The organism is Catellatospora sichuanensis (assembly GCF_007483665.1).
In the GTDB taxonomy this organism is placed as follows: Bacteria; Actinomycetota; Actinomycetes; order Mycobacteriales; family Micromonosporaceae; genus Catellatospora; species Catellatospora sichuanensis.
On sequence record NZ_VIQO01000026.1, the window covers coordinates 1 to 12246 of the forward strand.

Genomic DNA, 12246 nt, shown 5'->3' on the forward strand with positions numbered 1-12246 from the left:
GCGAACTCATCCGCACCAACGCCGACCAGACCATGACCATCGACCCCTGCAACCTGCAGCTGCTCTACCAGGGCCGCTCACCCAACTCCGGCGGCGACTACGGCCTGCTGCCCTACCGGCCCGGCCTGCTGACCCGGCAGCGCTGACGCCCCGACCGCGTCCGGGCCGGGTGTCACCGCCGCCCGCCCGGACGCGGCCTGATCGGCAGGCCCGCCTGCCCGAGGCGAGCCGCCCGCCAATCCACGGAACCGCCGACCGCTCCTAGGAGACAGCACATGAACCCGATACTCGGAGGCCGCCCGTTGCGGGCGGCGTTCGCCGGCACCATGCTCGTGGCGATCGTCGCCGCGACGACTGCCGTCCTGGCCACGTCCGCCAGCGCAGGCACGACGCTGGGCGCGTCGGCGGCCGAACGCGGCCGCTACTTCGGCGCCGCCATCGCCGCAGGCAAGCTCGGTGACTCGACCTACGTGAACATCCTCAACCGCGAGTTCAACTCGGTCACCGCCGAGAACGAGATGAAGTGGGACGCCACCGAGCCGTCCCAGAACAACTTCAATTACACCAACGCCGACCGGATCGTCAGCCACGCCCAGAGCAGGGGCATGAGCATCCGCGGCCACGCCCTGGTCTGGCACTCCCAGCAGCCCGGCTGGGCGCAGAACATGAGCGGCAGCGCGCTGCGCTCGGCGATGGTCAATCACATCACGCAGGTCGCGACCAAATACCGCGGCAGGATCCACTCGTGGGACGTCGTCAACGAGGCCTTCGCCGACGGCAGCGGCGGCGGTCGGCGTGACTCCAACCTCCAGCGCACCGGCAACGACTGGATCGAGGTCGCGTTCCGCACCGCCCGAGCCGCCGATCCCGGCGCCAAGCTCTGCTACAACGACTACAACACCGACGGGATCAACGCCAAGTCCACCGGCATCTACAACATGGTGCAGGACTTCAAGTCCCGCGGCGTGCCCATCGACTGCGTCGGCTTCCAGTCCCACCTGACCAACTCGGTCTCCTCGGACTACCAGGCCAACCTGCAGCGCTTCGCCAACCTCGGCGTCGACGTCCAGATCACCGAGCTGGACATCTCCGGGTCCAACCAGGCCAACGTGTATTCCACCGTCACCCGTGCCTGCCTGGCCGTGTCCCGCTGCAACGGCATCACCGTGTGGGGCATCCGCGACAGCGACTCCTGGCGCACCGGCCAGAACCCGCTGCTGTTCGACTCCTCCGGCAACAAGAAGGCCGCCTACACCTCGACCCTCAACGCCCTCAACAGCACGCCGCCCACGAATCCGCCGCCGTCGCCTTCGACGTCGCCCCCCACGCCGGGCGGGCCGGTCGACACCAGCGCGTGGTACATCCTGGTCAACCGCAACAGCGGCAAAGCCCTCGACGTCTACAACTTCTCCACCGCCGACGGCGGACGCATCACCCAGTGGACCCGAGGCACCGCCAACAACCAGCAATGGCAGTTCGTCGACTCCGGCAGCGGCTACTACCGGATCAAGTCCCGCCACTCCGGCAAAGTCCTCGACGTCTCCGGCTTCTCCACCGCCAACGGCGGAGCCATCGTCCAGTGGACCGACAACAACAGCAACAACCAGCAGTGGCGCCTGGCCGACTCCGCCGGCGGCTACGTCCGCCTGATCAGCCGGCACAGCAACAAGGCACTGGAGGTCCAGGGCGCGTCCACCGCCGACGGGGCCAACATCGTGCAGTACGACGACTGGGGCGGCAACAACCAGCAATGGCAGCTCGTCCGCGTCGGATCGGTCACGGCCGCCTTCGGCGCCGCAGCCCACGACGTCGGGCTCACAGCGCAGCGGTCCATCGCGCTCGGCTCCCTGACCGCGGCGACGTCCCGGTCATGACACCGGACGAGACCACACCATGATCAGCCGCCGGTGCGCGGATCGCCGCATCCCCGCACCGGCGGCCTTTTACCTGCTCGGCGACCACGATCGCCGCGGACGTCCACGGCGACCTGCGCCACCCCCACATCCCGGCCCATCGCGGCCACGAGACAAGGAGGATGCCCCCGTGAGCGGCATCGGCACCATCCCGCGAGTCCTGCCCCCGCGACGACGCTGGCGCACCGCATTGATCACCATGCTGGTCACCGCACTGGCCAGCACGGGCCTGGTCGTCCTCGCCAACAGCAGCGCGCAGGCCGCGAGCGTCGACACCAGCGCGTGGTACATCCTGGTCAACCGCAACAGCGGCAAAGCCCTCGACGTCTACAACTTCTCCACCGCCGACGGCGGACGCATCACCCAGTGGACCCGAGGCACCGCCAACAACCAGCAATGGCAGTTCGTCGACTCCGGCAGCGGCTACTACCGGATCAAGTCCCGCCACTCCGGCAAAGTCCTCGACGTCTCCGGCTTCTCCACCGCCAACGGCGGAGCCATCGTCCAGTGGACCGACAACAACAGCAACAACCAGCAGTGGCGGCTCGCCGACTCGGCCGACGGCTACGTCCGGTTCATCAGCCGGCACAGCAACAAAGCTCTCGAAGTCCAGGGTGCCTCCACGGCCGACGGGGCCAACATCGTGCAGTACGACGACTGGGGCGGCAACAACCAGCAATGGCAGCTCGTGCGCGTCGGCACCGACCCGACCCCGAGCGCGTCGTCGTCACCGCCGCCCAGCGGCGGCAACTACACCAACCCGGTGCTGTGGCAGGACTTCGCCGACATCGACATCATCCGCGTCGGTGACGCCTACTACTACTCCGCCTCGACCATGCACTACTCCCCGGGCGCGCCGATCCTGCGTTCGTATGACCTGGTCAACTGGGAGTTCGCCGGGCACTCGGTGCCGGTGCTCGACCATTCCAGCGCCTACAACCTCAGCGGCGGGCGCGCCTACGTCAAGGGCATCTGGGCGTCCACCCTCAACTACCGCCCCTCCAACAGCACCTTCTACTGGATGGGCTGCATGGAGTTCAACAAGACCTACGTCTACACCGCCTCGGCCGTCGACGGCACCTGGACCAAGCGTTCCACGATCAACAACTGCTATTACGACGCCGGCCTGCTCGTCGACGACAACGACACCATGTACGTCGCCTACGGCAACAGCAACATCAGCGTCGCCCAGTTGTCCGCCGACGGACTCAGCCAGGTCCGCACGCAGCAGGTGTTCACGACGCCGTCCAGCGTCGGCACCCTGGAGGGCGCGCGCTTCTACAAGCGCAACGGCAGCTACTACATCTTCCTGACCCGCCCCGCCAACGGCCAGTACATCCTCAAGTCGTCCAGCCCTTTCGGCCCGTACACGATGCAGCAGCTCCTGCTCAACCTGCCCGGCCCGATCTCCGGCGGCGGCGTCCCCCACCAGGGCGGCCTCGTGCAGACCCAGAATGGCGCCTGGTACTACATGGCCTTCGTCGACGCCTACCCCGGCGGGCGCGTCCCCGTGCTCGCCCCGGTCACCTGGACCGCCGACGGCTGGCCCCAGATCCAGCTCGTCAACAACGCCTGGGGCGCGAGCTACCCCAAGCCGAACCTGCCCACCCGCGCGGTCAAACCCATGATCGGCACCGACACCTTCAGCGGCACCGCGCTGGGCCCGCAGTGGGAGTGGAACCACAACCCCGACACCAGCCGATACTCCGTCAACAACGGCCTGCGGCTGCAGACCGCCACCGTCACCAACGACCTCTACAACGCCCGCAACACCCTGACCCACCGCATCCAGGGACCGACCTCCACCGCCACGATCCAGCTCGACTACTCGACCATGCGCGACGGCGACCGCGCCGGGCTCGCGATGCTGCGAGACTCCTCGGCCTGGATCGGCGTCAAACGCGACAACGGCGCGACCAGAGTCGTGATGACCAACGGACTGACCATGGACGGCAGTTGGAACACCACCGGCACCGGCACCGAGAACGCCTCCGCGGCGATCTCCGGCGGCCGGATATGGCTGCGTGCCAACGCCGACATCCGGCCTGGCAGCGGACGCCAGGCACGCTTCTCCTACAGCACCGACGGCACCAACTTCACCTCGCTGGGCTCCGCGTTCACCCTCAACAACGCCTGGCAGTTCTTCATGGGCTACCGCTTCGGCATCTTCAACTACGCCACCCAGGCACTGGGCGGCTCGGTGACCGTGTCCCGGTTCGACCTGACCACCCCGTAGCGGGTGCCCCGGCCGCTACCAGTTCTGGATGCCGGTAGCTCGCCGCAGGCCCGCCGCCGACGGCCGGTGCGGATCTCACCGCTCCGCACCGGCCAAGTCGGGAGCGTACGGCGGCGCCTCCGCCTGCCCCAGCGAGATGCCCACGCGCCCACAACGCGACGGACGGCCGATACTACGCCGCATGCGCGGTGCGGCACCGTAGGAGGCTGCCGACTCGCGACCCCGAGGATGACCGTGCCCGACGCCGAAGACCTGCTGCTGATGTACTTCTTCTCCCTGCTCGTCAACGTGGCGCTGATCGCCCTAGCCGCCTCCCTCCTGGGCCGCATCGCCGACCGATCGGAGCGGCTCAGGAAGCGGCGCGCGGCGGACCTCGCCGCGGCGGAGATCTTCTACGCCGCGCATGGCGAGTTCCACGGCATCTGGCAGGAATGGAAGGCCGTCCGCAGGCAGGCGTTCGCCGCGGCCGACCGTGAGCAGCACCGGTGGGCGCTGTTCGGCCGGGCCTCGGCGGTCGACGCCCGCGTGGAGGCGCTGGTCGCCAGGCTCGCCACGGAGCGCCACCTCACCGACAAGGACCGCACGGTGCTCGGCTGCTACCGCCAGGCGTACCGGATGCTCGGCAGCTGCCTGGAGGCGGACCTGCCGCTCGGGGTCATCCTGCGACGCCAGCCGGACGGCGGGATCCTGCCCGCCGACCACGAGGCCTGGACCGACGCCAGGACCCGTTCGTACGTGACGTTCACCGAACTGGTGACCGCGGTCGGCGCGCTGATCGCCCACTCGGGCGTCGTCCCGTCGGAGGCCCACGCCCGAACGTCGATGCGCGTGATCACCGACAGCGGATTCGACAGCAGGTCCTGGGTGCCACGCGCCCGCGCCGCCCTCGATCTGGCCCCGATCAGCGAACCGACGCAGGGATAGGGCGTCCGGCAGAGGTTTCGCGAAGCCCACCCGGCATGATCGCAACGACCGATCCGCCCCGCTGCAGGGAGACGACCATGAACGACGGCCGCGCCGACTTCGACTTCATCTTCGGCCGGTGGCAGGTGCGCAACCGCAAGCTGCGCGACGTCACCGATCCCGGCTGCGACGAGTGGGTCGAGTTCGACGCCACGGCGCACGCCGAGCCGATCCTCGGCGGCCTCGGCCACGTCGATCGCATCTGGACCGACGCACCGCCCGGCGAGCAGCCCTTCGAGGGGTACACGCTGCGGCAGTTCGACCCGCAGGCCCGTGTCTGGCGGATCTGGTGGGCGTCCAGCCGCAACCCCGGCCACCTCGACCCGCCCGTCGAGGGCGCCTGGCGCGACGGGCGGGGTGTCTTCGACTGCGACGACGTCCTCGGCGGTCACCCGGTCAAGGTCCGCTTCGAGTGGACCCGTGACGGCGCGGACGCCGCCCGGTGGCAGCAGTCGTTCTCCTACGACCAGGGCGTGACCTGGCGGACGAACTGGATCATGGAGCTGTCCCGCACCGCCTGAGCAACCGGCTCCCTGCCACGAACATCGCAGCAGCAAGCGGGGCGGCGCTGCGGCCGCCCCGCCCGGGACCGTCAAGCCTTCTCGGCGAGCACCTCACGCAGCTTGGCGGCGAACTCCTCCGGCTTGCCCGGCATACCGAACTCGCCGCCCATGAAACCGCCGTGGTTGCTGGGGAACACGACCGCCTCGGTGCCGAGCTGCTCGGCGACCGCGACCCCACCGCGGTAGGCCATCTGCCCCTCGGATTCCTCGCCGACCGCCGACACGATCCGGGTCGACGCCGCACGCAGCGCGTCGAGGTCGTATTCGTAGTGCGTGCAGCTGATCAGGTTCTGACCCAGCAGCACGTCGTCACGGGAGCCGTCGTCCTCGGCCGGCATGCCGAACTGGGCAGGGTCCGGCGCCACGGCGTAGTCCGCGGGAAACTCGCCCTGGTGGCCGACCGCGGCGATGAACGCCGCCATGCCGGCACCCGAGCCCTTGGCCTGGTACAGGTCACGGATGAACCGGATCGCGGCCAGCGCCCGCTCCCGGTCCGGCAGCAGCTGCCCCGCCGGCGGCTCGTGCGCGACCAGGGTGCGCACGTCCGCCGGGTGCCGGGCGACCAGGGCCAGTGCGTTGACCGCCCCGCCGCTGCTGGCGAAGATGTCGACCGGTCCCCCGCCGAGCTCGGCGATCAGCCGGTGCACGTCGTCGGCGTGCACGTCGGGGGTCGACTCCCCGGCGTCGGCGGTGCGGACGCTGCGCTGGGCGCCCCGAGGGTCGTAGGTGACCACCGTGCGGTCGGGGAAGAACCCGGCGAGCGTGGTGAACCCGCGGGCGTCCATGGGCGAGCCGAACAGCATCAGGATCGGCTCGGCGCTGTCGGTGTTCTCGCGCACGTCGTAGTGCAGGACCACGCCGGGAACATCGAGTGTGTAGGTCTTCGACTCAGCCATCGGAGCAACTCCTTCTCGGGTCATGTCCAGGTAGACCGTCGCCGCCCGCGAAACTCATCGGTCCGGCGCCGAGAATTTCCCGGAGTCACCGAAACGGGCAAATGCCATCAAGCATAGTGCTGTGATGGGTGGACGCGCCCGCGGTGAACGGGCCCGATGCCGCGTGCGGTATCAACTCCGCATGGAATACGTGCTGTTCCCCGGACGACACCACCTGCTGACCCGCTTCCAGGCGGGCCGGCTCGTCGCGCTGGCCGCCCGGCACGGCGCGACCATCGTCTGGGCGGTGACCTCGGCGAACCACGACAACACCCGCCGCAACCCGGTGCCCTACCACCGGCGGGAGGCCGCGATCGAGCGGTTCAGCGCCATCACCACGCTGCGCTCGGTGGTGGTGCCGGTCTTCGACATGCCGCCGACCCCGCGCTTCGCCGAGGTGACCCTCAAGAACATCACCGTGGCCACCGGTATCGAGCTGACGCCGCACAACACCGTCGTGGCCTGCTCCACCCCTGACGTCGCCGCGCTGTACGAGCGGCTCGGCTTCGCGATCGACCCCGTCGAGGCCGGGCAGACCCCCGCCGCCGAGCGCCCCTGGGACGTCCTTCTGCGCCTGGCCACCGGTGACGAGACGTGGCGGGACCTGGCACATCCCGCCACCGTCGACGTCTTCGACCGCTACCGGCTCGTCGAGACCGTACGCACCGTCGTCAACGACCCGGTCGTCGGCGACGAGGGCGGGCTGACCGCGACCCGCGACTACCGCGCCTACGTGGAGGCGTTCGCCGACAGCGCCGCCCGCAAGTGGGCTGCGGCCCGCGAGCACGTGCAGCCCGGCCGGGTCGTCGACATCGGCTGCGGCGCGGGCGCGGTGCTCGAACTGGCCGACCGGGAACCGGCCCTGCGCGAGAGCGACCTGATCGGGGTCGAGGTCGCCCGCCACCTGTTCGACGAGTGCGTACACCGCAAGGCGCAGGGGGTCTTCCAGAACCCCAACGTGTTCTTCTACCGCCGCAACGTGCTCGGCGGCGCGGTGTTCCCCGCCCGGTCGATCAACACGACGCTGACCTTCGCACTGACCCACGAGATCTGGTCCTACGGCGAACAGGAGAAGTCACTGCGCGCCTTCGCCCAGGCCATCTACGAGCACACCGCGCCGGGCGGCGTATGGATCAACAGCGACGTCTGCGGCCCCGACGACCGCGACCGGCAGGTGCTGCTGCGCCTGGAACGTGGCGACGGCGAGAACCCCGACCAGCCGTGCCCCGACCTGGCCGGGCTGCCGTCGGCGCAGGTCGCGGACTACGTCGCCGGCCTGTCCACGCGGGCCCGCTTCGACCAGTTCACGGTCGATTTCGCCTTCCCGGTGCCGCACACACCGGTCGACGACACCGTCCGGCTGGCGCTGGGTGACGCCATGGACTACCTGACCCGCAAGGACTACTCGGCGAGCTGGCTGTCGGAGACCCGCGAGCAGTTCTGCGGCATGGCGTACGCCGACTGGCGGCGGCTGCTCACCGACGTCGGATTCGAGCTGGACCCGGCCTCGGGGACCAGCCGCAACGACTGGATCGTCGACAACCGGATCGCCCCCGTGGCCGCCCTGAGCGACCTCGACGGCACGCCGCTGGACTGGCCGGTGACCCATCTGCTGCTGGTCGCCCGGCGGCCGCTGAACTCCTGACGTGGGAGGTGGGTCGGCAAACTCGTCAGCGGATGCGGCCGCCCTCGGTGACCAGCCATTCGCCGGTCTCCCAGTCGGACGGCCCGTCCTCGCCGCGGTAGCACAGGTCGAAGCGGATGCCCAGGCCCGGCCACGGATGGCGGATCGGCACGACACGGAAGACGTCCGCCAGGCCCGGGAAGGTCAGCCCCTCGGGCTCGGGGAACATCAGCTCCAGCTCGGCCCGGGTCAGGTCGGTCCATAGGGCGATCTGCCACGTCGTCTGCGTCAGCCGCTGCTCCTGGACCAGCTCGAACCTCGGCTCGCGGCCGACGACGAAGTCGCCGATGTCGCCGGTGCACTCCTCGGACGTCGCGGGCAGGACGAACGGCCACTGCTCGCCGGTCGGGTAGCGGTACATCGCGGAGGCGGCAGCGACGGCGCCCACCAGGTCGTCCCACTGCTCGGCTGGGGTGCCGACCGGAAGGTTCACGCCCGTGTGGTCGACCCGGCGGACGTGACCGGCAAGGCGGCGGGTCAGCTCCGCCAGCTCGACCCGGCCCGGCAGGGTGACCGCTTCGGTCCCGGGGCCGCGGCTGACACCGATGACGTGGCCGGTGTCCAGCGCGACCTCGGGCTCGGGCACGTCGGCCAGCGCGAAGGTCGTGACGGGAAGGGCACCGCGAGGCAGCGGCGGAGTCAGCGTCAGGCGATCGGGACCCATCTCGGCGGAACGGGCATACGGCACGTCGGCCAGCAGCTGACGCAGCCCGTCGATGAAGGCGCGAGACTCGGTCGCCTCGGGCAGCCGGAAGGTGATCTCGGAAAGGCAGTCCATGCGCCAGACCGTAACCGCGTCCGTATCGCATCCGGTGTGACAATTTCCCTGCCTGCGACGCTTCGGCCGGGCGTGGAGCCGACGTCGTCTTCGACCCGCTGACCGTCTGGACCGTCCTGCTCGGTGCGGTGATCTGGCGCAGCGGCTCAGCCGAGCGCTGACCAGCCGCGATGCTCGGCGACCAGGTGCGTTCGAGCGAGTTCGCGGATCTGCTCATCGGGGTCGTCCAGCAGGTCGGCGAGCGACCGGGCGACGCGTTCGGGATCCGCGCCGGAGATCTCCTCAACCATCGCGTACAGGGCGTGGTAGCGGGTGTCCGCCTCCTCGTCCCGGCACAGTGTCCGCAGCGCCTCCAGCGCGCCCGGCTCTATCAGCTCCGGGTCCGCCAGCGACGGAAGCGCCGCCGCGACGTGGAAGCGAACCCACGCGTCCGGGTGCCCGGTGAACCGGAGGACCGCGTCGAGTGCCTCCCGCGCACCGTTGTATCCGAGTGCGGAGATCACCCACCTGAGCACCCGCGGGTCCTGCTCCTGATCGAGCCGCTCGACCAGCAGCGGTATCGCCTCCGCGCCGAACGGCCGAAGCCCTGCCTCGTCTCGCGGCCCCAGTTCGCGCAGGACTCGGGCGCCGAGTTCCCGTGCATGCGGGGCGTCGTCGCGCAGCAGCCGGATCGCGGTGTCGTACACCTCCCGGGTCGGCCGCTCATGCAGGGCGACCAGGTGCGGGACCGGGTCCAGGTAGTCGCCCTCGGGGACCTCCCTCGCCGCGGCGGCGAACAACTCCGTGTCCGACATCCGCGCCGGGTTCACCGGACCGCCGTGACTCCCCATCAGCCCATTGTCGGCGGGTGCACAACGCGATTTCGCTCCCGTCCCGCGTCGGCGGTGAGCGGGCCACGGCCGCGGTGTCCGCCGACTTACAATCCATTCACGACCTTGACTGTCGAGCTGGAGTCCGTGCCAGCCCTCACCCCGACCCGAGGACGCCATGGCCGATCCGCTTGACGACCCCGTGCGATCCGCGCTGACCGGAGCGCACGCCCACCTGGCGCAGCGGCGGGGCCGTATCGTGCGCTACCCGCCGGAGCTGTCCAGGTTCATCTCGATCCCGCATCCGACCACCGCCGACGACTGGGCGGACGCCGCCGCGCTGGTCGGCCCCGGGCAGGCCCCGATCGCCGGCATCGTCGTGGCTCCGCACGACGATTGGAAGGTCACCGGCGTCGGCCCGGGCCTGCAGCTCGTCGAGGACGGCGTCGAGCCGCGCAGCGACGACGAGGCGGTGCGCCTCGGTCCGGCCGACGTACCCGAGATCGTGGCGTTCGTCGCCCGCCACCGCAACGGCCGCCTGTTCACGCCACGCACCCTCGAACTGGGCACCTACCTGGGCATCCGCCGCGGTGGGGCGCTGGTGGCGATGGCCGGGGAGCGGCTTCGGCCGGTGGGCTGGAGCGAGCTCAGCGCCGTCTGCACCGATCCCGCCCACCGCCGTCAGGGCCTGGCCATGCGGCTGGTCCGGGCGCTGATCGCCGGCATGCGCGAACGCGGCGACTCCGCTTTCCTGCACGTGGGCCACGACAACACCGGCGCACGCGCCCTGTACGAGCGGCTCGGCTTCCGGCTGCGCCGCCCGATCTCGATGGGATCGGTCCACATCCCCGAAGACCAGCTTTCGGTTGCGTTCCGGCCGGGCCCCGGCTGAGGGCCGGTCCGGCCGCCGGAGGCGTGCGCGCCTCCGGCGGCCGGTCCGGGGTCGTCAGCGGCAGGACGGGCAGTCCTTGGGCGCGGGCTGACCCGGAAGAGGCAGGTCGTCGCGGAACTCAGGCTGGGCCTTGGTGATCCGGGGCGGCGACACCAGCATGAAGCCGGGAGACAGATCGGAGTCGATCAGCGCCACCAGGTTCGGGTCCTTCGGGTTGGCCACATCCCCCTCGAAACCGGGCGCGGCCCAGCCGGGCACGGTGTTCACCGCCGCGCCACGGGTACGCAGCACGTTCTTCTCCGCCTCGAACGTGACGATGGTGGTGTCGGCGTCGGGGTTGTAGTACTCCTCGTCATCGACGGTGTCGCTGTCCTCGTAGTCGGAGTCCACCACGGTGCAGTTGCCCGCGCCGTCGCAGTCCTCGACCGTGGTGTCCGCCGAGCCGTACTCGCCGTCGGCGGAGACGTAACTGACCACCGTCGTCACCTGCGAGCCGGTCACGTTGCCGTTCTCGTCCCGGACGTACTTGGTGGTCGTCGTCATCGTGCTGACCGCCCCGCCGGCGAAGCGGTGCTCGTCGGTGTAGGTGACGCTGTCCAGGTTGCCGTCGGCGTCGGTGGTGGTCTGCTTCTCCTCGTGCCGGGTGCCGCCGTCGCCGTCGCTGGATTCCCGGGACTGCCCGGTCGTCTGGGGACCCGCGCTCCCGTCGGCGTTCGTGGTGGTCCTGGTGAACCCGCCCTCGCCGTCGGACCTGGTGGTCTGGGAGGCGCCGTCGTTGAACTCGGTGTGGGTGCCGGTCCCGCCGTCGATGGGCTTGGTGCTCTTGACGCCGCCGTGTTCCTGGCCGAAGCGGTACTTCGGGTTGTCCGCGCCAGCGGAGATCAGCCCCATGGAGATACCGCCGATGCGGGCGCCGGGCAGCGAGCCGAGCCCGCCCTTGCCCGCCAGGCCGATGGTGAACCCCTGGGTGGGATCGACGTCGACCCCGCCGGTCTGGAGTTCGCCGAAGGTGAGGCCGAAGTGGGTCAGCGTGTCCCGCCGGGAGGCCATGTCGAACGCGCCGAGCACGTCCATGCCGACCTTGTCGCGCGCGTCCACGATCTCCTGCGGCACGGCGAGGAACGCGCCCAGACCGGCCTCGAAGGACGGCAGTTTGCGATCCAGCGCCAGCTCCACGACCAGTTCCAGGGGCGGGCGGCTGTTCGCGTCGTACGGATTGGTGCCCGCCATCAGCTCGTCGGCGTCGCTGATGCCGTCGTGATCGGAGTCGACCACCCGCCAGGCCGTGTAGCAGCCGGTCGGGTCGCAGACGCGCAGGGTGGACTTGGGTACGGGACGATCTGCCGCGTACGCCGGCTCGACCGCCACGGTGGCGGCCAGCAGCACGGCTGCGGCAACGGTCGCGGCGGTACGCCGCGGGATGTCGAACATCATGCGCCGAGCGTCGGCGAGCCTCCCGGCGGAAGCTCTGGA

Annotated in this window: 10 protein-coding genes and 1 pseudogene; 7 read left to right on the forward strand and 4 right to left on the reverse strand. The window is 70.3% G+C overall.

Annotation, left to right across the window (positions count from 1 at the left end; genetic code table 11):
- The 5 genes and pseudogenes from FLL47_RS44335 to FLL47_RS31780 form a co-directional block, all read left to right on the forward strand.
- Positions 1-146 (forward strand): annotated as a pseudogene (locus FLL47_RS44335) (non-reducing end alpha-L-arabinofuranosidase family hydrolase); the annotation flags it as partial.
- 129 nt (positions 147-275) lie between these two features.
- A complete protein-coding gene (locus tag FLL47_RS31765) occupies positions 276-1874 on the forward strand; it encodes an endo-1,4-beta-xylanase (protein WP_222106292.1) in 1599 nt (532 codons plus the stop codon).
- Between the two features lie 238 nt (positions 1875-2112).
- A complete protein-coding gene (locus tag FLL47_RS31770) occupies positions 2113-4149 on the forward strand; it encodes a family 43 glycosylhydrolase (protein ID WP_144126508.1) in 2037 nt (678 codons plus the stop codon).
- A gap of 234 nt (positions 4150-4383) precedes the next feature.
- The gene (locus FLL47_RS31775) at positions 4384-5073 is read left to right on the forward strand and encodes a hypothetical protein (RefSeq protein ID WP_144126034.1); all 690 of its coding nucleotides are present in this window, start codon (positions 4384-4386) and stop codon (positions 5071-5073) included.
- A gap of 77 nt (positions 5074-5150) precedes the next feature.
- A complete protein-coding gene (locus tag FLL47_RS31780) occupies positions 5151-5633 on the forward strand; it encodes a hypothetical protein (RefSeq protein WP_144126037.1) in 483 nt (160 codons plus the stop codon).
- A 71-nt stretch (positions 5634-5704) separates the two neighbouring features.
- Here FLL47_RS31780 and FLL47_RS31785 read toward each other — a convergent pair whose 3' ends face one another.
- On the reverse strand, positions 5705-6571 hold the full coding sequence (locus FLL47_RS31785) for an alpha/beta fold hydrolase (protein ID WP_144126040.1): 867 nt from the start codon (positions 6569-6571) through the stop codon (positions 5705-5707).
- A gap of 181 nt (positions 6572-6752) precedes the next feature.
- On the opposite strand from FLL47_RS31785, the gene FLL47_RS31790 reads away from it, so the two are divergent.
- Positions 6753-8255 carry a class I SAM-dependent methyltransferase gene (locus FLL47_RS31790; protein ID WP_144126043.1) on the forward strand — a complete coding sequence of 501 codons (1503 nt, stop codon included), beginning with the start codon at positions 6753-6755 and terminating at the stop codon, positions 8253-8255.
- 25 nt (positions 8256-8280) lie between these two features.
- Here FLL47_RS31790 and FLL47_RS31795 read toward each other — a convergent pair whose 3' ends face one another.
- Positions 8281-9072 (reverse strand): hypothetical protein, encoded by a 792-nt coding sequence (locus FLL47_RS31795; protein WP_144126046.1) that lies wholly within the window; start codon positions 9070-9072, stop codon positions 8281-8283.
- Between the two features lie 146 nt (positions 9073-9218).
- Positions 9219-9902 (reverse strand): HEAT repeat domain-containing protein, encoded by a 684-nt coding sequence (locus FLL47_RS31800; protein WP_186316024.1) that lies wholly within the window; start codon positions 9900-9902, stop codon positions 9219-9221.
- A 157-nt stretch (positions 9903-10059) separates the two neighbouring features.
- On the opposite strand from FLL47_RS31800, the gene FLL47_RS31805 reads away from it, so the two are divergent.
- Positions 10060-10773, forward strand: a complete 714-nt coding sequence (locus FLL47_RS31805) for a GNAT family N-acetyltransferase (RefSeq protein ID WP_144126052.1) — start codon at positions 10060-10062, stop codon at positions 10771-10773.
- A 54-nt stretch (positions 10774-10827) separates the two neighbouring features.
- On the opposite strand, the gene FLL47_RS31810 is transcribed toward FLL47_RS31805, so the two are convergent.
- Positions 10828-12207: a thrombospondin type 3 repeat-containing protein gene (locus FLL47_RS31810; protein ID WP_144126055.1), complete on the reverse strand. Its 1380-nt coding sequence runs from the start codon at positions 12205-12207 to the stop codon at positions 10828-10830.
- Positions 12208-12246 lie beyond the last annotated feature (39 nt).